This is a genomic window from Bifidobacterium catenulatum DSM 16992 = JCM 1194 = LMG 11043 (assembly GCF_001025195.1).
Classification (GTDB): domain Bacteria; phylum Actinomycetota; class Actinomycetes; order Actinomycetales; family Bifidobacteriaceae; genus Bifidobacterium; species Bifidobacterium catenulatum.
This window is the reverse complement of sequence record NZ_AP012325.1, coordinates 1,801,831-1,825,763: the sequence shown is the minus strand read 5'-3', so window position 1 is coordinate 1,825,763 and position 23,933 is coordinate 1,801,831. Positions and strand designations below refer to the sequence as shown.

At 57.7% G+C, this 23,933-nt stretch carries 18 protein-coding genes; 11 read left to right on the top strand and 7 right to left on the bottom strand.

Going from position 1 to position 23,933, the window contains the following annotated elements; genetic code table 11:
- The first annotated feature begins 138 nt into the window (after positions 1-138).
- From gatC to BBCT_RS07615, 10 genes are all read left to right on the top strand, one after another.
- A complete protein-coding gene (gatC, locus tag BBCT_RS07660) occupies positions 139-435 on the top strand; it encodes an Asp-tRNA(Asn)/Glu-tRNA(Gln) amidotransferase subunit GatC (RefSeq protein ID WP_003833990.1) in 297 nt (98 codons plus the stop codon).
- Between the two features lies 1 nt (position 436).
- Positions 437-1,966: an Asp-tRNA(Asn)/Glu-tRNA(Gln) amidotransferase subunit GatA gene (gene gatA, locus BBCT_RS07655; protein WP_003833992.1), complete on the top strand. Its 1,530-nt coding sequence runs from the start codon at positions 437-439 to the stop codon at positions 1,964-1,966.
- 25 nt (positions 1,967-1,991) lie between these two features.
- The gene (gatB, locus tag BBCT_RS07650) at positions 1,992-3,488 is read left to right on the top strand and encodes an Asp-tRNA(Asn)/Glu-tRNA(Gln) amidotransferase subunit GatB (protein ID WP_003833994.1); all 1,497 of its coding nucleotides are present in this window, start codon (positions 1,992-1,994) and stop codon (positions 3,486-3,488) included.
- Positions 3,489-3,771: 283 nt separating this feature from the next.
- Positions 3,772-4,875 carry a GNAT family N-acetyltransferase gene (locus BBCT_RS07645; RefSeq protein ID WP_003833996.1) on the top strand — a complete coding sequence of 368 codons (1,104 nt, stop codon included), beginning with the start codon at positions 3,772-3,774 and terminating at the stop codon, positions 4,873-4,875.
- Complete coding sequence (locus BBCT_RS07640; protein ID WP_003833998.1) at positions 4,875-5,186, top strand: DUF2469 domain-containing protein; 312 nt, start codon at positions 4,875-4,877, stop codon at positions 5,184-5,186. The genes BBCT_RS07645 and BBCT_RS07640 overlap by 1 nt, the downstream gene beginning before the upstream one ends.
- A 178-nt stretch (positions 5,187-5,364) precedes the next feature.
- Complete coding sequence (locus BBCT_RS07635) at positions 5,365-6,954, top strand: NAD(P)/FAD-dependent oxidoreductase (protein ID WP_003834001.1); 1,590 nt, start codon at positions 5,365-5,367, stop codon at positions 6,952-6,954.
- A gap of 271 nt (positions 6,955-7,225) precedes the next feature.
- Positions 7,226-9,283: a transcription termination factor Rho gene (gene rho / locus BBCT_RS07630; RefSeq protein WP_047750684.1), complete on the top strand. Its 2,058-nt coding sequence runs from the start codon at positions 7,226-7,228 to the stop codon at positions 9,281-9,283.
- 380 nt (positions 9,284-9,663) lie between these two features.
- Entirely contained in the window at positions 9,664-10,140 is a 477-nt protein-coding gene (locus BBCT_RS07625) for an Lrp/AsnC family transcriptional regulator (RefSeq protein WP_003834009.1), read from the top strand.
- Between the two features lie 24 nt (positions 10,141-10,164).
- Positions 10,165-10,578, top strand: coding sequence for a chorismate mutase (locus BBCT_RS07620; protein ID WP_003834010.1), 414 nt, complete (start codon positions 10,165-10,167; stop codon positions 10,576-10,578).
- A gap of 98 nt (positions 10,579-10,676) precedes the next feature.
- Positions 10,677-12,611: a hypothetical protein gene (locus tag BBCT_RS07615; RefSeq protein ID WP_231858055.1), complete on the top strand. Its 1,935-nt coding sequence runs from the start codon at positions 10,677-10,679 to the stop codon at positions 12,609-12,611.
- A gap of 402 nt (positions 12,612-13,013) precedes the next feature.
- Here the strand turns inward: BBCT_RS07615 and valS are convergent, their stop codons facing one another.
- The 4 genes from valS to BBCT_RS07595 form a co-directional block, all read right to left on the bottom strand.
- The gene (valS, locus tag BBCT_RS07610) at positions 13,014-15,746 is read right to left on the bottom strand and encodes a valine--tRNA ligase (RefSeq protein ID WP_003834014.1); all 2,733 of its coding nucleotides are present in this window, start codon (positions 15,744-15,746) and stop codon (positions 13,014-13,016) included.
- An 80-nt stretch (positions 15,747-15,826) separates the two neighbouring features.
- Entirely contained in the window at positions 15,827-17,389 is a 1,563-nt protein-coding gene (locus BBCT_RS07605; RefSeq protein WP_003834017.1) for an ABC transporter substrate-binding protein, read from the bottom strand.
- Positions 17,390-17,490: 101 nt separating this feature from the next.
- Positions 17,491-18,120: an endonuclease III gene (gene nth / locus BBCT_RS07600; protein WP_003834019.1), complete on the bottom strand. Its 630-nt coding sequence runs from the start codon at positions 18,118-18,120 to the stop codon at positions 17,491-17,493.
- A gap of 169 nt (positions 18,121-18,289) precedes the next feature.
- Positions 18,290-19,051: a winged helix-turn-helix transcriptional regulator gene (locus tag BBCT_RS07595; RefSeq protein WP_033512720.1), complete on the bottom strand. Its 762-nt coding sequence runs from the start codon at positions 19,049-19,051 to the stop codon at positions 18,290-18,292.
- 174 nt (positions 19,052-19,225) lie between these two features.
- Between BBCT_RS07595 and BBCT_RS07590 the strand changes: the two genes are divergently transcribed.
- Positions 19,226-19,987 carry a hypothetical protein gene (locus BBCT_RS07590; protein ID WP_003834024.1) on the top strand — a complete coding sequence of 254 codons (762 nt, stop codon included), beginning with the start codon at positions 19,226-19,228 and terminating at the stop codon, positions 19,985-19,987.
- A 136-nt stretch (positions 19,988-20,123) separates the two neighbouring features.
- On the opposite strand, the gene BBCT_RS07585 is transcribed toward BBCT_RS07590, so the two are convergent.
- The 3 genes from BBCT_RS07585 to BBCT_RS07575 form a co-directional block, all read right to left on the bottom strand.
- Positions 20,124-20,690 (bottom strand): manganese efflux pump MntP, encoded by a 567-nt coding sequence (locus BBCT_RS07585; RefSeq protein ID WP_003834025.1) that lies wholly within the window; start codon positions 20,688-20,690, stop codon positions 20,124-20,126.
- 390 nt (positions 20,691-21,080) lie between these two features.
- Positions 21,081-21,578 (bottom strand): inorganic diphosphatase, encoded by a 498-nt coding sequence (locus BBCT_RS07580; protein ID WP_003834026.1) that lies wholly within the window; start codon positions 21,576-21,578, stop codon positions 21,081-21,083.
- A 140-nt stretch (positions 21,579-21,718) separates the two neighbouring features.
- Complete coding sequence (locus tag BBCT_RS07575) at positions 21,719-23,899, bottom strand: maltotransferase domain-containing protein (protein ID WP_033512719.1); 2,181 nt, start codon at positions 23,897-23,899, stop codon at positions 21,719-21,721.
- Between the last annotated feature and the right edge of the window lie 34 nt (positions 23,900-23,933).

The window sequence follows — 23,933 nt, the reverse complement described above, 5'->3', positions numbered from 1 at the left end:
GGCTCCTATCGCTCCAATTCCTCCAGTCACTGGAGGAATCTTCGCCGGTGGCGAGGCTGTTGCGGCTGGAGCGTGAGGCTGGGGCGATGGGCGAAATGGGCGGGGCGCTCGTCACGCAGACGCGTTAATGTTAGGGACATGCCTACTTTCACCAAAGAAGAAATCGTGCATCTGGGCGATTTGGCCCGAATTGCACTCACTGACGAGGAGATCACCCGTCTGCAGGGCGATCTGAACGTCATCGCAGAATCTATCAACAAGGTCCAGGAAGTCGCTACTGACGATGTGGAACCGACCGCGAACCCGATTCCGCTGGAAGCCTACCTGCGTCCGGATGTGCCGGAAACCCCGCTGACTCAGGAAGAGGCAACCGCGGGCGCCCCGGTTTCCGAAGCCGGCATGTTTGTGGCACCTCGCATTCTGGGGGAGGAGTGACATGAGCGAACTCGTCAAGCTTTCCGCCGCTGAGATGGCGGCCAAGATCAAGTCCAAGGAAGTCTCCAGCCGCGAGCTGGTCGAAGCACACCTCGAAGTCATTGAGGCTGCTGAGCCGAGCATCAAGGCCTTCCTGAAGGTGTCTGGCGAACAGGCCCTCGAACAGGCCGATGCCTTCGACTCCAAGTCCGATGAGGAAAAGTCCGCACTGCCGGAACTCGCCGGTGTGCCGATCGCCATCAAAGACATGATCGTCACCAAGGGCATCGAAACCACTGCAGCCTCTAAGATCCTCGAAGGCTGGGTACCCCCGTACGATGCCACCGTCATTGAGAAGCTCAAGGCCGCGGGCATGCCGCTGCTAGGCAAGACCAACCTCGATGAGTTCGCGCAGGGCTCCTCCACCGAGCACTCCGCCTACCAAACCACCCATAATCCGTGGGATACCGAGCGCGTTCCGGGTGGTTCCGGCGGTGGCTCCGCAGCTGCCGTGGCCGCATTCGAAGCTCCGCTCGCTCTGGGCACCGATACTGGCGGTTCCATCCGGCAGCCGGGCTCGCTGACCGGTACCGTCGGCGTCAAGCCAACCTACGGTGGCGTCTCCCGTTTCGGTGCGATCGCCATGGCCTCCTCGCTCGACCAGATCGGTCCGTGCTCCCGCACCGTGCTCGACGCGGCCCTGCTTCAGGAAGTGATCGGCGGCCATGATAAGCGTGATTCCACGTCCATTCCGGAAGGCCCGCGCCCGATGGTGGCGGCCGCCCGCGAAGGCATGAAGCGTGATCTGAAGGGCCTCAAGGTCGGTCTGATCAAGGAGCTCGGCGGCGAAGGCTTCCAGCCGGGCGTTATGGCACGTTTCAACGAAGGCGTCAAGAAGCTCGAGGAAATGGGTGCTGAGATCACCGAGGTGTCTCTGCCTCACCTGCCGTACTCCCTCGGTGCGTACTACATCATCATGCCGTCCGAGGTCAGCTCCAACCTGGCCCGTTACGATGGCATGCGTTACGGTTTGCGCGTCATGCCGCCGGCGGGCGTCCCTCAGACCGCCGCCAACATGATGGCCTACACTCGTGAAGCCGGCTTCGGCGACGAGGTCAAGCGTCGTATCATCCTCGGTACGTACGCCCTGTCTGCCGGGTATTACGATGCATGGTACGGTTCCGCGCAGAAGGTGCGCACCCTGATCATCGATGACTTCAAGAAGGCTTTCGACAAGGTTGACGTGCTTGTTGGTCCGACCAGCCCGGTCACCGCATTCAAGTTCGGTGAGAAGACTGAGGATCCGATGGCTATGTATGCCATCGATATCACCACCATTCCGGCCAACCTTGCCGGCGTTCCGGCTATGAGCATTCCTGCTGGTCTGAGCGACGACGGTTTGCCGGTCGGCTTCCAGTTCCTCGCTCCGCAGCAGCGCGACGAGGTCATGTACAAGCCTGCCGCAGCTCTTGAGGCGGCTCTCGAGGAAGATTGGAACGGCCCGATCTGGCAGTCCCTGAAAACCCCGTGGCTTGACGGCTTGAACAAGTAAGAAGCATCGGAGGAAAGAAAACAAAATGGCTGAAAAGTTGATGAAGTACGCCGATGCCGTCAAGAAGTTCGACCCGGTCATCGGTCTGGAAACCCATGTTGAGCTGAGCACCACCACGAAGCTGTTCTGCCCGGCCGAAGTCTCGTTCGGCGGCGATCCGAACAGCCAGCTCACCCCGGTGAGTCTTGGTTTGCCGGGCTCTCTGCCGGTGGTCAACAAGACCGCTGTCGATTATGCGATCAAGCTGGGTCTTGCCCTGCATTGCGAAATCGCTGAATGGAGCCAGTTCGCACGTAAGAACTACTTCTACCCGGATATGCCGCGCGATTACCAGATCTCGCAGTACGACAAGCCGACCAACGGCAACGGCTATCTTGATGTGGAACTTGAAGACGGCACTGTGTTCCGCGTGCCGATCGAACGCGCCCACATCGAAGACGACGCCGGTAAGAACACCCACGTCGGTGGTGCTGACGGCCGTATCGAAGGCGCCGATCACTCCCTGGTCGACTACAACCGTGCAGGCGTGCCGCTGATCGAAATCGTAACCAAGCCGATTGAAGGCGCCGGAGACCGTGCCCCAGAAATCGCAGGTGCATATATGCGCGCCATCCGCGACATCGTGCGTGCTCTGAACATCTCCCACGCCCGTATGGAACAGGGCAACATGCGCGCCGATGTGAACGTGTCGCTGCGCAACAGCCCGTCCGATCCGTTCGGCACCCGTTCCGAAACCAAGAACGTGAACTCGTTCCGCGGTATCGAAAAGACCATCCAGTACGAGATCCGCCGTCAGGCCGCCATCCTTTCCGAAGGAGGCGAGATCCTGCAGGAGACCCGTCACTGGGATGAGGCTTCGCAGACCACCGCCGGCGGCCGTGTGAAGTCCGATGCCGACGATTACCGTTACTTCCCGGATCCTGATCTGGTGATGCTGCACATCACCAAGGAGCACATCGAAGAGATGAAGGCCCAGATGCCGGAAATGCCGCGTGAGCGCCGCAACCGCCTGAAGGGCGAGTGGGGCTTCAACGATCTGGAGATGCGCGACGTGCTCAACGCCGACGCTCTGGATCTGCTTGAGGAAACCGTCAAGGCCGGTGCCACTGCAGCCGGTGCCAAGAAGTGGTGGCTGGGCGAGCTGAGCCGTGAAGCCAACAACAAGGGCGTGAGCCTCGAAGAGCTGCCGATCACTCCGGCCGATGTGGCTGAAGTCGAGAAGTTGATCGCCGACGGTAAGCTCAACGACAAGCTGGCCAAGCAGACCGTCGCAGGTGTGCTCGCCGGCGAGGGCACTCCGGATGAGGTCGTCAAGAAGCATGGCTTCCAGGTCGTGTCTGATGACGGCGCTCTTGAAAAGGCCGTGGATGAAGCTCTCGCAGCCAATCCTGACATCGTTGAAAAGCTCAAGAGCGGCAACATGAAGCCGATGGGCGCCATCATTGGTGCCGTCATGCGCGCCACTCGCGGTCAGGCTGACGCGAAGGCCGTCACCAAGATCGTGATGAGCAAGATTAAGTAACGTTTACAACGATTACTCACGATTGCTGAACCGCATGAAAACGCACGTTTCAAAAAACTTGGAACGTGCGTTTTCTTATCTTTCCGAAAGAAAAGGGAAGAGCATAATCGCCAGTTGTTTTTTACGATTACCGCCGTGTCTCTCAATACCAAGTTATGCTGATAGAGGAAGATGTACAACGATTGCCGCCGCGCCAATTCACAGCTGACGTACAGTCAGGTACAATACCCTCGGTATGGGTGCGGCGACGGTCGTGCCTGCAATGACGTAGGGGACAGGAAAAATGCCAGAGAATCTTGAGGCTGCAGCACAGGGGCAGTCGGACCAGCAGTCACGTGAGCTGCCGAAGCGTATCGTTGTGCCGCCTATCAAGGGCGAGATGGTGCATCTACGCCCGGCCGCGGTCGAGGATCTCGACCGTATGGACGCCATCGAGGCGTATGTCGGTGCTTCCGGAATCACCGGTAAGGACCGGGTTGCCGAGCGTGGCGCGGTGCGTGCGTGGGTGCGTCGTTCCGTGGCATGGTCCCAAGGTGAGGCTCCGTCCGAATCCGGTGTGGGGGACCCGGAATCACGTCGCACGATCGCATGGTCCATCGTCACCGAAGCCGATCATGATGGCGATGGTGAGACTGACGCTGCGGATTCCGACAATGTGATTGGCATGATTTTCCTGATCGATATTGACGGTTGGGCCCGTTCCGCCCGCATTCAGGTGGTGCTTGGCAAGGATTATCGGGGCCGTGGCTATTCGCGAGACATCATGCCGCGCGTGATGACGTACGGTCTTGCACCGGAGCCGGCAGGCCTTGGCATGCATCGCATTTGGGTCGCCGTGCCCGAACAGAACACGCGTTCCGTGTCCGTGTACCAGTCGTTGGGATTCGTGCCTTCCGGCCGCTCCCGCGACGCCCTGTGGAACGCCTCTCAGAACCGTTACCAGGATCTGATCGTTATGGATACGCTGGTTGACGAGTTTGATCCGATCCGCTCGCTTGACGCGTTCGGTATGCACGTGATCGAAGACAATCCGGGCGTCAAGGAGGCCTTGAGCGCACGCGAACATTCGATTGCCATTCGACTGAATGAGAAGGATGCCACGAAACCTGATACGGAAGGTGTGGGTGCCGACGATGCTGCGGCGGTTGCGCAATCCGTGCAGGAAGTTCTTTCTGACGGTGCGGATGATGTGGCTGCGTCCCAGCGGAAGAACGTTGAAGGCGTGGATGCTGCGCGGCAAAGCGAGCGTGACGATCGTAAGTCCGTTAACGGTGATGCCGATGTCGAAAACAGCTGGCCGTATACGGCTGGCGAGCGCAAGACGTCGAAGGAAGCTTGGTGGCGTACGCTCGGTCGTGGTCGCAAGCGTGATGTGGAAGGTAAGTGATGAGCGCCGAGGATCTCGATAATTACGAAACCGACGCAGAACTGGCTTTGTATAAGGAATATCGCGACGTTATTAAATTATTTACTTACGTTGTTGAGACGGAACGTCGTTTTTATCTGGCAAATAAAGTCGATTTCAACGTACGTTCTGCCGGTCAGGACGTGTACTTCGACGTGCGTTTGACCGACGCGTGGGTGTGGGACGTCTATCGTTCCAGTCGTTTCGTCAAGAACGTGCGTATCGTCACTTTCAAGGACGTCAATGTCGAGGAAGTACAAAAAACCGATATCGACATTCCTGATTCCATATAGTCGATATGGTCGCGTATCGCTTTGCTCGGCTTGGTATTGCCTGACTTGTTTTATACGGCTTGGCTTGGTATTGCCTGACTTGGCTTGATTTTGTAAGCATTCGCACAAGATGCGATGTTCGTTTCCCTACCCTCGGGTAGACTATCAGGGATTTTTGTTTTCATAAGGAGACCTCAAAGTGACGCAAAAGCAATCCGTGGTGATTATCGGCGGTGGCCCTGCGGGCCTGACCGCCGCTTGGGAGCTCGTCAAGGACGGTGGCTCTGAGAACTACGACGTGACCGTGTTGGAAGCGACCCGCGAATTCGGCGGCATCTCCCGCACTGTCAAGCATGATGGCAACCGTATGGATATTGGCGGCCATCGTTTCTTCTCGAAGGACGAACGCATCATGGATTGGTGGAAGGGAGTCCTTCCATTGCAAGGCGCGCCAAGCTATGATGACAAGAAGCTCGGTCGTGAGCACGATATGGAACCGGGCGGCCCGGATCCGGAAGTCGAAGACAAGGTGATGCTCAAGCGTCATCGCGTGTCTCGTATTTACTGGAACCGTCACTTCTTTGACTACCCGATTTCCCTGAGCGCCAACACGTTGAAGGCCATGGGGCCGAAGCTTACGTTGGTTGCCGGTTTCAGCTATCTGAAGTCCATGGTGCACAAGCTGCCGGAAGACAATCTGGAGAACTTCTACATCAATCGTTTCGGCCGCAAGCTGTATTCCATGTTCTTCGAGGGGTACACCGAGAAGCTGTGGGGGCGCCATCCGTCCCAGATTTCCGCCGATTGGGGTGCGCAACGCGTCAAAGGCCTGAGCATTATGGGCGTGTTGAAGAACGCGTTCCAGAAGCTCCTGCCGAAGAAGCGCAGCAATGCTGAGGTCGAAACCTCGCTGATCGAGGAATTCTGGTATCCGAAGTATGGTCCGGGCCAGCTGTGGGAAACCGTTGAGGCCAACTGTGAGGCGGCTGGCGTGAAGGTCATTACCGACGCGAATGTGGTGGAGATTCGCCAGGACGACGGCAAGATCGCTTCCGTGGTGTATGAGGATTCTGAAGGCAACCGCATCGAAATGACGGCGGACGACTTCATTTCCTCCATGCCTGTCAAGGACCTCATCAACGCAGTGGACGCTTCCAGCAAGCCTGCGCCGAAGGACATGACCGAAATCGCCAACGGTCTGCCGTACCGCGATTTCGTGACCGTAGGCCTGCTCGTCAAGCACCTGCGTCTGCCAAACACCACTGACATTCCTACCCTCGGCAATCCGCCGATCGTGCCTGACTGCTGGATTTACGTGCAGGATCCGGGCTACAAGGTCGGCCGTCTGCAGATCTTCAACAACTGGAGCCCGTACCTGGTCAAGGACGTAGACAACACCGTGTGGATCGGCCTTGAATACTTCTGCGAAGAGGGCGATTCCTTCTGGAACATGTCTGACGAGGAGGCGAAGAAGTTCGCCATCCAGGAGCTCACCCGCATGCAGATCATCAACGGCCCGCAGGACGTGATCGATTCCCATCGTGAGCGTGTGAAGAAGGCATATCCGGCCTACTTCGACACGTACGACCGCATGTCTGAGCTCGTGGAATACCTCGATTCCTTCGGTAATCTGTACTGCGTCGGCCGTAACGGCCAGCACCGCTACAACAACATGGACCATTCCATGGCCACCGCCATCGAGGCCGTCGACAATATCAAGAATGGCAAGACGTCCAAGAAGAACGTGTGGTCCGTCAATACCGACAAGAGCTACCACGAGGAAAAGTAAGACTTCGGTAAGTCCGACATACTGTTGTTGCAGGCAAAGACCCGTCGTGTGATCACATGACGGGTCTTTGCATTGTGATTTGTGATTTGCGGTTGGCATGAATACGTTGGCACACCTGCGTTGCGTTGGTCTGGATAACGTTGTATGGTTAGGAAAGTTCGAAAACCGTGATATTTCGCGGCGGACTTTCAGTGGCGGAACATTTCCGTATCTCTTTTTTACAGCTGTCGTGGGCGTGTGCCTGCGGAAGCTAGGGGAAAGGCAAAAACCAGTGGCAACCAGCCCGAATCTTGAAGACATGAAACTGCCTGAGCTCAAGGAGCTCGCCAAGCAGATGGGCCTTCGTGGCATCTCCACCATGCGTAAGCCGGAACTTATAGCGACGCTTCAGGCCGCCCGTTCCGGTGGCGAGGCGCCGGCCGGCGTGACCGTGCGCGCCCCGAAGTCCGCAGCGTTCGCCGCTTCGGCAGTACCGGCAGCTCAGGCCGAGGAGGTCGGCAAGCCTGCTGAGGTTGCCGAAGTCAAGGCCGATGATGCTGAGAATTCCGAAAAGCCGGCTTCCAAAACCTCTGGAAGGGCCCGCGTCGAGCGCACTGAGCGTTCCAGCCGCCGCAAGCAGGCCGAGGCGCCCGGCGAGGATGCCGCGGACGTTATGGCCGCTGTGAACGCTTTGGATAGCTTTGACGAGGCTCCGAAGCGCCGTCGTCGCCGTGACACGGAAGCGGCCACCGATCTGCTCGCCGAATTGGGACTGGATGATGCTTCGCCGAAGCAGGACGACCGTCGTCGCCATCGCAAGGACGATGAGGTCGATGCCGAGCCGCGTCGTCGTCGCCGTGCGGTGGAGGAGCCGAAGGATGAGGATGTCGTGCGCGATCTCGACGACATTCTCGCCACGTTGCCTTCGCAGGGCAACGAGGACGACGAGCGCCATGGCGAAACCGAGGATGGCAATTTTGCACGTCGTGTTCGTGGTCGTGCCAGCGACAGGGACGATCGTGCGGATCATCGCGGACGCCGTCTGCGTGGACGTGACCGCGATTATGACGAGCGTGACGATCGTCGTGGCCGTAACAGCGATCGTAATGATCGTAATGATCGCAATAATCGTGCCGACCGTAACGATCGCACGGATCGCAATGTCGAACGTGAACAGCGCCACGAGGAGCCGAAAGAGGATCTCGTGCCAGTCGCAGGCATCGTCGACGTGCTCGATTCTTACGCTTTCGTGCGTACGTCCGGCTATCTGCCGGGGCCAAACGACGTGTACGTCTCCATGGGCCAGGTCAAGAAGTACGGCCTGCGCAAAGGCGACGCGGTGCACGGTTCCATCCGCACCCCGCGTGAGGGCGACCGTCGTAACCAGCGTCAGAAGTTCGTACCGCTGCAGTCCATCGACTCCATCAACGGCATGACCGTCGAGGCCGCGCAGAACCGTCCGCAGTTCAACAAACTCACCCCGCTGTATCCACAGGAGCGTCTGAAGCAGGAGACCGCGCCGGGCAAGCTCACCGGCCGTCTCATCGATATTGTGGCGCCGATCGGCAAGGGTCAGCGTGGTCTGATCGTGTCTCCACCGAAGGCCGGCAAGACTATCACCTTGCAGAACATCGCCAACGCGATCGCCACCAACAATCCTGAAGTCCATCTGATGGTCGTGCTCGTGGACGAACGTCCGGAAGAGGTCACTGATATGGAACGTACGGTGCAGGGCGAGGTCATCTCCTCCACCTTCGACCGTCCGGCATCCGATCACACCACGGTCGCCGAACTCGCCATCGAGCGTGCGAAGCGCCTCGTGGAGCTCGGCCAGGACGTGGTGGTGCTGCTCGACTCCATGACCCGTCTGGCCCGCGCCTACAACATCGCGGCCCCGGCTTCCGGCCGTATCCTTTCCGGCGGTGTTGACGCCCAAGCGCTGTACCCGCCGAAGAAGTTCTTCGGTGCCGCCCGCAACATTGAAAACGGCGGTTCCCTGACCATCATCTCCTCCGCTCTGGTGGAAACCGGTTCCAAGATGGACGAGGTGATTTTCGAGGAGTTCAAGGGCACCGGCAACATGGAACTGCGCCTGAGCCGCGAACTGGCAGACAAGCGCCTATTCCCGGCCATTGATGTGAACGCTTCCGGCACCCGCCGCGAGGAGCTCATCACCGATCCGCAGGAACTGCCGATTATCTACCGTCTGCGCCGACTGCTTGGCGGTCCCGAACCTGAGCAGGCCTACCAGACGCTCGTGCCACGTCTGAAGAAGACCGCGACCAACCGTGACTTCATGGCGTCGCTGATTCAGCAAAGCAGCAATAACGCGAATAACGGCAGCAATTGATCGCAATTAGTCGCGAGTGATCGCAATTTGCGGTAAGCAAGCCAAGGGTCGTATGGCAATTGTCATACGACCCTTTCGCATATCCTCAGGGCATTGCAGATGCATGGGTGATCACGTTGTGGACATGCGATACATAAATTCCGACATGCTAAAAAATACGAAAGCAAAAGTTGAAAGACGAAAATCATGTTGCATTACAAGGGGAGATGTGTAAAAAATAAAAGACAAGTGATTGAAAATCGAAATTCGTAGGAAATATTACGAAAACGCGGTTGACGGATTGTGTGTTGGGGTGGGTATGGTAATGGACGAACTGTGAGCTGCATAGGGGAGTCGGTCCCGCCAGGCCGATGCAGAATGCTTGTTGGAAAGGGGTATGTATGACAGGCAACGGCAACGAACCCGACACCACGCACGCGAACGTGGCCCAATTCGACGATATCGACGAGACCATTCTCCGCATGTTGGAGGAGGATGGCCGCGCCACGCTGTCCCAGCTTTCGGACGCTACGGGACTGTCGATTTCCGCGGTGCAGTCGCGCGTACAGAAGTTGGAACGTCGCGATGTGATTCTCGGCTACAAGGCCGTCATCGACGATGAGAGGCGCGGGCTTGCCGTGCGCGCCTATATTGCGGTGACGCCGATCGACTATTCCAAGGAATCCGAGATTCCCGACAAGTTGCAGAATATCGACGGCATTATGTCGTGCGATTCCGTTGCCGGTTCTCCCAGCTACATGCTGACGGTGCGCGCGGCCTCGCCAGGCAAGCTTGAGGACCTGCTGAATGTCATCCATCAGACGGTGCCGGTGAGCACTGAAACCACGATTGTGCTGCAACGGTACTTCTCCAAGTGACATTCGCGCGGTAGTCTTGTATGCATGAGCGATAGCGAACACGACTGGCTTCGGCCAGAAGAAGAACACGAAACCGAAACCGTCATCGATGCGAGTACCGCGCAAAGCAATCCTGAGGTCGCCGACGCCGTGGCGAAAATCGCCGCGTTGCGCCAGTCAATCGACAATGTCGATACGGCCATCGTCTCCCTGCTGGCGGAACGCTTCAAATACACGTCCCAAGTGGGCGTGCTGAAGGCGCGTGCAGGCTTTGCACCGGCCGATCACAAGCGTGAGAACTACCAGATTGAACGTCTGCATCGCATTGCCGTCGACGCGGGTCTTGACCCTGAGATCGCCGAAATGTATCGCGAATTCGTGGTGACCGAAGCCAAGCGTAGGCATAAGCGCATTGCCGAAAACGGTGAAGATCCGGGCGTGCTCGACGTATTCGCCTGACCTGTCTGTTTTCGGCGGAAAACAAGTATTTCGGGGCATGCCGGGCATTACATTGAATGCTTTGGAATGGAATTACGATTGCGATTGCGAGGTCCGGCATGCGTCACGCACTTACGATTCATCCACGGGACGTCCGTCGCCATCTTTCCGCAGCTACTGCTGTGGCGCTTGTCGCCGCGATTCCGGTCGCGGCCGTCGATGCGGTCAACGTGGCGACGGCCGTGCGGCAGAACAGGCAATATGCGGTCGAGGCGACGCAAAGTGACGTGATGAGCGCGTATGAATCCATCGACAAGCCTGGCCGTCTTTTCCTGACCCAAAGCGGAACTTCTGCATCGCACGCATCACAGCGCGTTCCCAAAGGCACTGTGTCAATGCCGTGGAAAGTGTCCGCCACATTCACTCTTGACGGTCCCAATGTGAGCGCTTCCGAAATTTCCGGCGCTTCCGGAATGGTTGGCGTGCGTATCACCCTGCATGCCGTTGATGCCGATAAAACGGCCGATTTGACGCCGATTGTCGCTTTCACCATCCCCAGCCGCGTCGGCAATGACGTGACCGCTGACGACGGTGTGGCCGTTTCGTCGGACAACACCTCGACACTGGTGGCCGCAGCCGGCAAACCCGGTGAGGATCTGACATTTAACACGTATGTGACGGCGAATCGCTTCTCCATGAGCTCACTGGCCGTCGCCGCGGTGGATGGCGATGCCGGCCAATCGCTGCCTGATCTCACCAAGCGTGCGGCGACGCTGGTGGACGGGTTGACCAACGTTGGTTCGCAGCGCAATCGCAAGCTCATTTCTCAACTGGAAAAGCTTCGGGACAACGAAAAAGCGATCGCTAAACAGACTATCTCAACGCGTTCCAAAGCGCATGAGCAGGCGTTCGACACCTATGTCGAGGCGTACGTCGGCTCGTATACCACGCATCTGTCCGGCTCACTCGGCAATTCCACGCAGCTGTCCGCCATTCTCGGCACCGCATCCGAGCTGAACGGCGACACCCCCGTAGCCAAGTCCGTGGCGGATCTTGCCAACGCCGTCAACGACGTGAGCGCCGCTTACCGACATATTGGTGCCGCTGATGCGGTCGACGAGGTGATCCGCACCATCGAGCAGCGCGGCACATCCGGGCTGGTGAGAGAGCTAGGCAAACGCGCGGGTGAGGAGCAGCAGCGCGGCTCCAAGGATTACAGCGTCGGCCAGTCACAGCTGTCCTCCGCGATGATTCCGTATTCGATGGACTTCACCGACGCATACACGGCTCGACTCAAGGAACTGGGCGCCACCACCGGCACCGCGTCCGAATACGAAAACCAGGCGATCGCCGACGTGCGTGCCGGCATCAAGAGCAATGAGAAGCTCAAAACCGCATCCGACAAGGTCTCCGCCGCGATGACCGCGTTGGCGGACGCTAGCGAGCACATCGGGCAGGCCGGCGCATTCCATCAGATCATCGTGCGGTTTGCTGATCAGCTGGATTCGGATGACGAGACATCGGATTCCAACGCTGCTGACGGTTTTTCGGTGCTTGCTTCAATGCGTGCCGTTTCGGCTGGGCGTGCGTTGTGCGCGAAGGCCGAGAAGTCGCGCGTCAAGGCTCAGCGCAAGGCGGAACGGGTGCAGGCCAAGGGCGATGCCACCGATTCCTCCAGCTTGGTTGACGACAAGAATGCCATCAGCATGGACGATGTGATGAGCTATGCGGGTGGATTGCGTCCGTCATTCGGCGCGGCCGCGGACGCCACGTCGAAGAACGTGGCGAAGGTTGGGGGAGTGGATGGCTCCACAAAGAAGGGCGATTCCGCCGCTTCGGATGGCGGTTCCGAATCCGCCGGCTCGATGCCGATTTCGGGCTACGGTTTGTCGAAAGGCGAGTTTGCGCCAAATAATGGCGATTTGATCGACGAGACGGTTGAGTTGGCTGCCGCGGCCGAGATTTTGGACGGTGCGATGCAATCTGGACTGTCGGCTGGCTCCGCAAAGGCGACTGGCGTCGCGCAGTATTTGCTGGCTGTTCCGATACTGTAGATTGGCTGTTTCCGCCGGCGGGTGCGATTTGTGGTTGTTTTGGCGCGGCCCCCGTTCATGAATAAGAGCGATTTGGATTGGTTTTCCCGGTTTTTTCGGATACGGGGGTACGTATTTCGGCTTGGAACGCCGCTTTGATGCCCTCTTTCGTGCGTTGACTGCGATTGCGCATCGGGAATGCGGCTTTTTCGAGTACGGGGGTACATACTCTGGCAGGGAATGTGATTTTCCGGTTTTTCGAATACGGGGTTCATATGCCCGTCATATCTCGCCAAAAGCATAAGAATACGATAAAACCTCCTTTTGCGATACCGAAATCCGCAATGCGGGGCAATCCAAAAGGAGGCTTTACCGTCAGCCGGCAGTCCCGTGAGAACCACCGGCCGATATGATTTCAGAAGATTACTTCTTAGGTTTCTTTGCCGGCGGCTCGCCCAGCTCGCTTTCAGCGATTGTCACGTCGGTGGCGGCCTCGTCCTCGCCTTCGGCTGCTGCAGGCGAGGTGAAGGAGATCGGTCCGGTCACACGCCCAGCTTCGGCGATATCGTCCAATGCGCTTTCGATGGACTTGCGTGCCTCGTCGGAAACGCCCAGCTGCACGGAAAGGATTGGAGTCTTCATCGAAACCTTGGCCTTCGACTTGATGCCACGCAGCGCGGCCAGAGCTTCACCGGCATGGGTGAGCAGCTCCGGGGAGACGGCTGCGGCGGCTGCATCGTACGTTTCAGCCTTCGGCCATGCGGCGTGGTGCACGGAGCCTTCGCCCTCATGCATCCAGCTCCACACTTCTTCGGTGGCGTAAGGCAGGTACGGTGCTAGCAGGCGTGCGAAGGCATCCAAGCCCAGTCCCAGCGCGGTGCGGGCGGACTTCACAGCCTTCTCGCTTGGCACGCGGCCGGTGGCGTCAGCGGTGCCGTATGCGCGGTTCTTAACCAGTTCGATGTAATCGTCGCAGAACTGCCAGAAGTAGTTCTCGATGACTTCCAAAGCCTTGGAATGCTCGTAGTTGTTGAGGCTTTCGGTGGCTTCGCGCACCACGAGGGCCATCTTGGCCATGGCTGCGCGGTCCAGCGGCTCGGTCACGTCGGCAGGGTTCCAGCTTGCGGTTGCCGGAGCGCCCACATGATGGTTCTCATCCTCACGGCCGATGGCCAGCGCGAACTTGGTGGCGTTGAGCAACTTGATGGCCAAACGGCGGCCGATCTTCATCTGGCCTTCGTCGTAGGTGGCATCCAGGCCCAAACGTGCCGCAGCGGCCCAATAACGCACCGCGTCGGCACCGAACTGCTTGATCGGCTTGTCTGGCACGACCACGTTGCCCTTGGACTTCGACATCTTCTTGTGGTCCGGATCGAGAATCCAGCCAGACAGGGTGGCATTGGCCCACGGCAGACACTTGTTCTCAAGATGCGCGCGATCCACGGTAGAGAACAGCCAAGTACGGATGATGTCCTGACCCTGCGGGCGCAGATCCATCGGGAACGTGGCATTGAAAATCGCCTGGTTCTCTTCACCTGGCTCTTCCCAACGGGTCACGATCTGCGGGGTGAGCGACGAGGTCGCCCACGTATCCATAATGTCAGGCTCTGCGGTAAAGCCGCCAGGCACATCGCGCTGGTCTTCGCTATAGCCTTCCGGCACATCGTCGGTCGGATCGATCGGCAGACGATCCTCGCTCGGCACGATCGGATGATCGTAATCGGCGGTGCCATCTTCATTCACCGGATACCACAGCGGGAACGGCACGCCGAAGAAGCGTTGACGGGAGATCAGCCAATCGCCATTCAGACCGTTCACCCAGTTTTCGTAACGCACGCGCATGAAATCGGGGTGGAAGTTCAGTTCGCGTCCACGTTCGATCAGCTCGGCGTTCAGCTGCTGATCGGTGCCGCCGTTCTTGAGGTACCACTGGCGGGAAGTGACGATTTCGAGCGGCTTGTCGCCCTTCTCATAGAAGTTCGTCATACGCTTGGTCGGAGTCGGCTCACCGTCAAGATCACCGGATTCGCGCAGTGCGTCGACGATAACCTTGCGTGCGGAGAACGTCGTCTTGCCGGCGGTCTCCTGGAAGACACGCTTGCCTTCCTCGTCTTCGATCCAATCCGGGGTGTCCATGACGATGCGTCCGTTGCGCTGGATGATGGAACGCAACGGCAGGTTCAGATCGCGCCACCATTCGACGTCGGTCACGTCGCCGAACGTACAGCACATGGCGATGCCGGCGCCCTTGTCCATTTCCGCGGCCTTGTGCGCCAAAATCGGCACCTTCACATGGAACAGCGGGGAATAGACGTACTGGCCGAAATACTGCTTGTAACGCTCGTCGTCCGGATGTGCGATCAGTGCGCCGCAGGCCGCCAGCAGTTCCGGACGGGTGGTTTCGATGTAGATCGGAGTGCCGTCTTCGAAACGGAATGCCACCTTGTGGTAGAAGCCCGGGTATTCGCGGGATTCCAGTTCGGCCTGAGCCACTGCGGTCTGGAAGGTCACGTCCCACAGGCCCGGAGCATCTTTCTGGTACGCTTCACCGCGGGCCAGATTGCGCAGGAATGCCTTCTGCGCCACGCGCTGCGGGTGTTCGCCGATGGTGTGGTAGGTCTGCGTCCAGTCAATGGACAGGCCGAGGGAACGCCACAGCGCCTCGAACTGCTTCTCATCCTGAGCGGTGAGCTTTTCGCACAGTTCGATGAAGTTCTTACGGGAGATCGGAACCTGATCCTTGGCGTCGATCTTCTTGCCATCGGTACCTTCGAACGGCGGCACGAAATTCGGGTCGTACTTGAGGGAGGTGTCCACGCGCACGCCGTAATAGTTCTGCACACGGCGTTCGGTCGGCAGACCGTTGTCGTCCCAGCCCATCGGATAGAACACATCGTAGCCGTTCATGCGCTTGAATCGCGCGATCACATCGGTATGCGTGTACGAGAACACGTGGCCCACGTGCAGGTGGCCGGAAACGGTGGGCGGCGGGGTGTCAATGGAATAGACGGCCTTGCGGTCGCGGGTGCCCTGGAACTTGTAGACTTCGTTTTCGTCCCAGACTCCGCGCCACTTATCTTCGAGACCGTCCACGCCGACCTTGTCGGGCAGCGGCGTGAGGTTCGCGTTGATGGTATTATCTTGGCTTTCAGTCATAAACGCTAGTCTAGAAAGCGAATGTGACAACTTACGGAACTGCAACCGAATGCCGAAATCGCGAAATAATCGCAGAAAAATCAGTGCAGTTTTATTCTGCTTAACGGAAGCAGCCGGTCGGTCAGATTTTTCTGATATCCCTGCAACTGGTCGCTTGCCGCAATGAAATTCTTACGCGTGTACAGCCAGTCGCTTGCCGCGTTCTCGCTGACGGTACGTGCATACGTGCGCATGCGATCCTGATAATCGTTGTCGTTGGTGGCCGCCATCGCATCCGCATATGCTTGCTGCGCATCGCCATTTTCGAAATGGAACATGCTTTGGCCGTCGGTGAATACGCTCGCATCGTTTTCGCCGCTCATGGTGGTGAGCGCAACATTGTACGTGCCGGCATTCATGCGTTCCGTGACTTGTGCCGCGGAATCAAGCACTTCCAGATTGACGCCGATATTGAGCTGTTCGATCGCCGATTTCACGGTATTGCCGATCTGCTCGTATTTCTTGGGCACCAACAGATCGATGTCGGCGATATAGGAGGCACCGAAATAGCTGCGCATCTGCTGGCCCTGTTCAAGATTGTATGGGAACAGTTCGCTTAAGTCCTCATAGCCGTCTTCCAGCGGGCTGATCGGACCGCCGAGCGGCGAATAGGCGTCCGGAGCGTCTTTGGCTATGGATTGGGCGTCGATGGCGTACCGTGTCATTTTACGGATCTGCTCGTCGGAGAATGGACTTTCGGTGCCGTTGTTGAAGGCGAGCATCACTTTGTCGAAGCTGATGCCGCTGTCGGAATTGATGCCGCTTTGCTGGTTGAGCTCGTCCGCCGCTGATGCGCTCAACGGCAATGCCATGCTGATTTTCTTGGCTTCCATGGCGCTGACCAGGGAATCTTCGGAAGCGTAGTAATACAGCGTTATTTGCGATGCTGCGGCTTTGGTGCCCCAATACGAGTCGTTGCGTTGCAGCACGATCTGCGATTTCGACATGCTCGCCACGGTGAACGGGCCCGATCCCACGGACTTTTTACTGTAATTCGCCTTGCTTTCCTCGTCATAGACGATGCCGGCACGCTCGCTGAGCGCGCGCAAAAGCCTTGGATTTGGCTGATTAAGCGCGATGACTACTGTGTTTTCGTCAGGATTGGTGATTTCCTTGAGATCGCCGAGCTGGTCGGCACCCACGTAATTATTGTTGATGACGTTTTGCAACGACCAGACTACGTCCGACGAGTCGAGTTTATGCCCGTTGGCGAAGGTCATGTTGGTGTTGAGCGTGAACGTGTAGGTCAGTCCGTCGTCGGAAATCTGCCATGATTTGGCGATTGACGGCTGCAGTTTGTTCGTTTCGCTGCGTGATACCAAGGTCTCGTACACGTTTTCGAGCAGCGCCTGCTCTATTGCAGTGCCCTGTTCGCTGCGAATGTCAAGCGATTCCGGCGCGCTGCCCTGAATGCCGATGGCCACGGAGGAATCTGAAACGAGCGTGGTGAAGGAGGTGATCGGATTTTTGCGGTTTGTCAGCGACCAGCCCAGCCAGGTCATGACGCTGAGCATGATGGCGACGCCGAAAAAGACCAGCCACCGCGTGATTTCGGCTTTTAGCTTGGCTTCACGCCCGTTTTCTTCTTCCATGGTGTCTTCCATGCTGCCGAGTCTAGTTGACACGTGCTACAGCGGGTGCTGCATCTACGGGGTTATTGTTCCAGTGGGTGGGAGAACCCCCCGTTGGAAGGTCCGATACGGAACTACGCTGCGAATGCGCTGGGACAGGTGTCGTTAAGCGGGCAGTTCAGGCAGTCCGGCTTGCGAGCATGGCATATGGCACGACCGTGCAGTATCAGCCTGTGAGACAGATCTGTCCACTCCTCGGGCGGGAAGCATGCGGTGATCTCACGTTCAATGGCCTTGGGGTCAGGAGAGCCGCTCGCCCAATCAGAACGCCAGCGCAGTCGACCGGTCACACGAATCACATGAGTGTCAACAGGAAAACCCGGCATGCCAAAAGCATTCCCAAGCACCACATTCGCGGTTTTGCGCCCCACGCCTGGCAGACTTGTCAAAGAGTCCATATTTTGCGGCACTTCGCCATCGAACCGTTCGCACAATGCGTAAGAAAGTCCGATGATATTCTTTGCTTTCGTATGATGAAATCCGATGGAATGAATGATGCTTTCCACATGTTCGGGATTGGCGCTCGCAAGTGCGTCTGGTCCCGGATATTCGTCGAATAATTCCGGCGTGACCATATTCACCCGCTTGTCGGTGGTTTGTGCGCTCAGTACGGTCGCCACCAGCAATTCAAAAGGATTCGAAAAATTCAGCGCGCACTTCGGATGCGGAATCTCCTCGCACAATACTGCGTATTCCTGATGCATGCGTGACAGTCGCGCTTGTTTCGATTCCTTGGGCACGTTACCAGTCTACCGTCGCATGAATAGTGCAACCGCACGCACGAAAGTGAAATAGCCGACAGCCAAATCGCAGACAATTGCAACAATCGCAAGTATTGCAAATCGTCTGAAAAACAAGCGGATAGTAAGAAAATCAGCCTTCGTTCGAAGCGTTACGGGCCGCGGCATCCTTAGCTGCAGCTTCGCTCTCTTCCTCTTCGGGAGGGTCGAAACGATAGCCGACATTGCGCACAGTACCGATCACATGCTCGTATTCGCCGCCCAACTTGGCGCGAAGGCGACGGATATGCACGTCAACCGTACGGGTGCCGCCGTAATAGTCGTAGCCCCACACCTCCTGCAGCAGCTGCGCGCGGGTGAACACGCGCCCCGGATGCTGCACGAGATACTTGAGGAGCTCGAACTCCTTGTATGCCAAGTCGATTGGATGCCCGTGCAGACTTGCCGTGTAGCCGTTGGTATCCACTACCAAGTCTCCGGAGTGGATCATGCCGTCTTCGTTCTGCACGCCCGATTCACCGGAACCATACATTGCGTTGACCGGCGAGTTGCCACGCTCCGACACCAAGCGAAGACGTCCCTCGACCTCGGCCGGAGAGGCGGACGCCACTACCACGTCGGCGATGCCCCACTGCGAATTGACCACGGTGAATCCGCCCTCGGTGAGGATGAGCACGATTGGCGTGGAAAGTCCGGAGGCGTGAATCAGGCGGCACAGCGTTTTCGCCGTGGCCAAGTCATCTCGCGCGTCAAGGAAAAGAATGGTGCTTTCCGGCATTTTCACCAGACTCGCCGCATCCATCGGCAGCACGCGCACACGGTGGGAAAGCAACGCCAGAGAAGGAAGCACGGTAGCTGGGTCGCTAGCGAACGTCATAAGCGTCAGATCCGTCACGTCAGCTCCCTTTGTCTCTTGGACTGGTTTTGTATCGTTGCCGCGATTGTACTCTTGTTGTGTGTTATCGGCGTTTCGCTAATTTTATCTGAACTATGTGGACACTTGCGGCTACATTTAATGGTATTGCATACGTAATGACCACATTATGGAAAAACATGAAAAGGGGACGAAATGACCGCCTCTGAAAAAGCTGCCGTCAAGTCGGCTCAGAAAGCCTCGTTCGGCAAGGTGTTTGCCGTCCAAATCGCCGCATATGTGGTGCTGGTTGTGCTTGCGCTGATTCCCGGCATTTCCTATGGGAATGCGGAAGAGCCTGCAATCGTGTCGTTCACCGTTGTGGCTTCCGTGGCGATGATTGCGCTGCTTGCCGTGTTCAACCCGTTCCGTGATGGTGTTGTGGGTCATGTGATTTCCGTGGTTGCGGGCTTGCTTTCCGTGGTGTGTGCCACGACGGTGATGCTTGGACGTGCGATTTTCCCCGCTGGTTTGGGCAACGAAGACACGTTTTGGATGCAGGAAGGCTGGATTGCCGGTGTTGGCGGTCTGCTGATCCTGCTGATTGTGGTTTCGTTCGGGCGCCAGATGGCACGTGAGAACCGTACGCATCTGATTCGTTCGCTGTCGCACAATGTTGTGGAAGGCGTTGCCATGATTGGCAGCGCGGGCTGGTGTTTCTTGTCAACGTTGCTGCCGATTCGTTCCGGCGAAAACGCGGCTTCCGCCGAGTTTGCCGTGAGCCCGGCGTGGACTGTCTCCGTGATCGTGTCGCTGTTGCTGATCATTGCGCTCGATGCGTGCTCGTATTGGTGGAATCGTAATGCCGATCCCGATCCACAATCCAAGAATCCGTGGATCGGCATCGCGCTGCTGCCGGTTATGATTTCCGGAATTGTGATCGGTCTTGCATCGTATGCGAACGTCATACTTTGGTAATGCGATTCTTTCAATCGTGGGAAAGCAATCATAAGAAAATAATCTTTTTACAATAATTCGTAATGCAAAAGCCCGTAATCATGTGTGATTACGGGCTTTTGCTGTAGTATATCTGTTTTTATCTGACTTGCGATTGTTATGCGAGGAATCCGAGATGTTCCAGCAGTACTTTCACACCGATCAGAATGAGTACGACGCCACCCGCGATCTGTGCGGGTTTCTGCCAGTGCGAGCCGAATGCGCGGCCGATATACAGGCCGGCTGCGGAGAACAGGCCTGTGGTGACGCCGATGATGATCACTGAAATCCAAATGTTCAGCGTCATGAATGCGAAGCTGACACCCACGGCGAATGCGTCGATGCTGCAGGCCACGGCGAGCGGAAGCATGTGTTTCCAATCGAAATCAGCGGTTTCCTTGGCGTTTTCCTCATCCTCTTCGAATGCTTCACGCACCATGTTGCCGCCGATGAGGGCGAGCAGACCGAAAATAATCCAATGGTCGACGGCGGTCACGTATTTACTGAACGTGGACGCGGCGAAATAGCCGAGCAGCGGGAAAAGCGCCTGAAATCCGCCGAACCAGAGGGCGGTTTTGAACGCGTCGAGGCCACGCAGTTTTTTGACGGTGAGGCCTTTGCCGATGGACACGGCGAACGCGTCCATAGATACGGAAACGGCGATGAATAGTATTTGAACCAACATAGCTGGTATATAGGTTCATCCCGCCGGTTTCCCACGGGATGGGCCTCGACGGAGTCTCACGTCCGCCTACGCCTAGGGGTACCGACATAGAACTGCCGCGCCAGCCAGCGGGCTTTGAATTCTGCGAATACTGTTCGCATGCCGTGAATTACGTGTTTCACTATAGCGGCCCCAGCGAATATGCGCGTGTGATATGAGTGTATCCCGCCTGTGGGCTGTTTCTTCCACTCGCTGGAGGAATCCGGACACTTGGAGGGTATGGTTTTGTCCGTTTTCTTCCAGTATCTGGAGGTTTTGGGACGTTTGGATACGCGAAAAGCCCGTTGACACGTGTAAGTACATACGTCAACGGGCTTTTTACGTAAAGTCGCTACCTAGAAAGAGGCGAAATCACTCAGCTTCGGATTCGGCGAGGCGCTTGCGAGCGGCCACGATTTCCTCCTCGGCCTTAGCGGCGCCGGTCCAGTAATCGCCCGGCAGGACTTCCTTGCCCGGCTCCAGAGCCTTGTACTGCTCGAAGAAGTGCTTGATTTCAGCCTTGTGGTACTCGGAAACGTCTTCGACATCCTTGATATCGTCGAAACGCACGTCAGCCGGCACGCACAGCACCTTGTCATCTCCGCCAGCCTCGTCGACCATGTGGTACAGGCCAACGGCGCGGCATTCCACCACGCAGCCCGGGAACACGGAGTTCGGAATCATGACGAGTGCGTCGAGCGGATCGCCATCCTCACCCAGAGTGCCGTCGATGTAGCCATAGTCATCCGGGTAACCCATGGAAGTGAACAGGGTGCGATCCAAGAACACGCGGCCGGTCTCGTGATCCACTTCGTACTTGTTCTTGGAGCCGCGCGGAATTTCCACCACGACGTTGAAGGTTTCTGCCATGTCATTTCTCCTTGAGATTGGGCAGTTTACATTATCAGTAACCACAATACCGCTTTCCACCGAAGTGGAACCGGTATTGTGGCATGAATCGAAACGAATTTCTAGTTGAGCTGACCGAGATTAATCAGATCGATTGAAAATCAGTCTTCGACGACGGTCAGCACGTGTGCCACGTCGGCCCATGGGGCGAGCGAAACGTAGTTGTCGTAACCCCATTCGAAGTCGCGGCCGGTCAGCTCGTCATGCACCTTGAGCGGCTTGTCGGTGGCGAAACCGAAGTCGCCAAGCTCCACATGCACGATGGACTGGTGCGCGTTGTGGCCGTCAAGGTTTACGATCACAATCACCGTGTCTGCCTTGCCGGTGCCGGTCAGCTCGGCCGGGGTCTGGCGCAGGAATGCAATCACGCCCGCATCGTCGCTCGGCAGAATGTGCAGATTGTGGTAGCTGCGGCATGCCGGGTGAGTGTCACGAATCTTGTTGAGTGAAGTCAGCAGTTCGGCGATACCGTACTTTTCGGTGCTGTCCCAATCGCGCACCTTGACTTCGTACTTCTCATTGTCGATCTGCTCTTCGAAGCCCGGACGCTGCTTGTTTTCGATTAGCTCGTAGCCGTTGTAAATACCCCAGCTCGGGCTACCCATAGCGGCGAGCACCGCACGCACCGCGTGACCGGCGATGCCGTTGTCTCGCAGGTAGGCGGTGAGAATATCCGGAGTGGTAGGCCAGAACGTGTTGTGCTGGTAGAAGCCGCCATCGCCGTTGGTCTCTTCGAAGTACTCTTCGAGCTCTTCCTTGGTGTTGCGCCACGGGAAGTAGCAGTGCGACTGCGTGAAGCCCACATAGCTCAGCGCGCGCATCATGCCCGGGCGGGTGAACGCCTCAGCGAGGAATAGCACTTCCGGATGCTTCTTCGTAACGGCGGCGATCACATCCTGCCAGAAACGCACCGGCTTGGTGTGAGGATTGTCAACGCGGAAGATCGTCACACCCGCCTTGACCCACAGATCCATAATGCGTTCGACTTCTTTTTCGATGCCTTCCATGTCGGCATTGAAGTCGATTGGGTAAATATCCTGATACTTTTTTGGCGGATTCTCGGCGAATGCGATGGTGCCGTCCGGCTTGGTGCGGAACCAGTTCGGATGTGCCTTGACCCACGGGTGGTCAGGAGAGCACTGCAGGGCAAAATCAAGCGCGATTTCCAAGCCCAGCTCGTGGGCGCGCTCGCAGAATGCCTTGAAATCGTCCATGGTGCCAAGCTGCGGGTCAACGGTGTCGTGGCCACCCAGTTCGGAACCGATGCCGAACGGGGAGCCCGGATCGTTCGGGCCGGCTACCAGGGAATTGTTGCGTCCCTTGCGGTTGGTCACGCCAATCGGGAAGATCGGCGGCAAATACACAATGTTGAAGCCTTCGGCTGCGGCACGTTCCAAGCCGGCGACCGACGTCTTGAGGTTGCCGGGGACGATCTTGCCGTCTTCGCCGTAGTAGGCGCCTTCGGAACGTGGGAAGAACTGATACCAGGAGGCGAAGCTGGACTTCGGGCGCTCCACGCGGAAACGCTGCGGATTCGACTCGGACAGACCGTCGCGCAGCGGGTTGGTTTCGTGCAGCTGTTCGATGTCGCTGCTCTGGGCTGCAGCGAGACGCTCTTCGGCGCTCAGCGACTTGTCTTCCATGGTCTTGGCGGCGTCGCGCAGCACCTTTTTGTCGGCTGCGGAAAGCTTGGAATCCTTCGCGTCGGACCAACGCGCGAGCAGTCGTGCGCCGGATTCCAGCGCATTCTCCACGTCGTCGTTCACTTCAACCTTGATGGCGGCGTCGTGCAGCCAAGACTGGTAGGTGTCTTCCCAGCCTTCAACCACGATCTGCCATTCGCCCAGCTTACGCTTGACGGCGGCATAGTCGGCATCCCACGGCTTCAGATCGCTGTGCTCGCCGATCTTGACCATGGCTTCCCAACGGTCGAGACCCGGATTGGTGCAGGTCATGGCGAAACGTTCAACCTCGCGGCCGCGTGCGCTGCGCACGGACACGGTCGCTCCGGCCTTGGTACGGCCTTCGATGAACACTTGTGCGGTGACGTTGAATGCTTCGCCGAGCTCCACGCGTGCTGGGAACAGGCCGTTCTCAACGTTCGGGGTGATGTCGAGCACGTTCACGCGGCCGAACTGTTCGGGGCTGGTGCGTTCGATGACGGGAGCTGGGGCTTCGCCTACGGCTTGCGGTGAGGCGGTCTTCGCCTTGGCGGTGCGCTTGCGAGCGGTGGATGCCGTAGGCTTTTTGGCGGCAGTGCGCTTGTTAGGCGTCTGAGACATTGATGACTCCACCTTAGCGGTCGTCCTCTTGATG

Excerpts from the sequence above, each read along its gene's own strand:
- BBCT_RS07580 (WP_003834026.1), bottom strand. The coding sequence starts at position 21,578 with ATGGCAGAAACCTTCAACGTCGTGGTGGAAATTCCGCGCGGCTCCAAG.
- gatA (WP_003833992.1), top strand. The coding sequence starts at position 437 with ATGAGCGAACTCGTCAAGCTTTCCGCCGCTGAGATGGCGGCCAAGATC.
- BBCT_RS07605 (WP_003834017.1), bottom strand. The coding sequence starts at position 17,389 with ATGGAAGACACCATGGAAGAAGAAAACGGGCGTGAAGCCAAGCTAAAA.
- BBCT_RS07625 (WP_003834009.1), top strand. The coding sequence starts at position 9,664 with ATGACAGGCAACGGCAACGAACCCGACACCACGCACGCGAACGTGGCC.
- gatC (WP_003833990.1), top strand. The coding sequence starts at position 139 with ATGCCTACTTTCACCAAAGAAGAAATCGTGCATCTGGGCGATTTGGCC.
- BBCT_RS07575 (WP_033512719.1), bottom strand. The coding sequence starts at position 23,899 with ATGTCTCAGACGCCTAACAAGCGCACTGCCGCCAAAAAGCCTACGGCA.
- BBCT_RS07620 (WP_003834010.1), top strand. The coding sequence starts at position 10,165 with ATGAGCGATAGCGAACACGACTGGCTTCGGCCAGAAGAAGAACACGAA.
- valS (WP_003834014.1), bottom strand. The coding sequence starts at position 15,746 with ATGACTGAAAGCCAAGATAATACCATCAACGCGAACCTCACGCCGCTG.
- gatB (WP_003833994.1), top strand. The coding sequence starts at position 1,992 with ATGGCTGAAAAGTTGATGAAGTACGCCGATGCCGTCAAGAAGTTCGAC.
- BBCT_RS07590 (WP_003834024.1), top strand. The coding sequence starts at position 19,226 with ATGACCGCCTCTGAAAAAGCTGCCGTCAAGTCGGCTCAGAAAGCCTCG.
- BBCT_RS07645 (WP_003833996.1), top strand. The coding sequence starts at position 3,772 with ATGCCAGAGAATCTTGAGGCTGCAGCACAGGGGCAGTCGGACCAGCAG.
- BBCT_RS07615 (WP_231858055.1), top strand. The coding sequence starts at position 10,677 with ATGCGTCACGCACTTACGATTCATCCACGGGACGTCCGTCGCCATCTT.
- nth (WP_003834019.1), bottom strand. The coding sequence starts at position 18,120 with ATGCATCAGGAATACGCAGTATTGTGCGAGGAGATTCCGCATCCGAAG.
- BBCT_RS07585 (WP_003834025.1), bottom strand. The coding sequence starts at position 20,690 with ATGTTGGTTCAAATACTATTCATCGCCGTTTCCGTATCTATGGACGCG.
- BBCT_RS07640 (WP_003833998.1), top strand. The coding sequence starts at position 4,875 with ATGAGCGCCGAGGATCTCGATAATTACGAAACCGACGCAGAACTGGCT.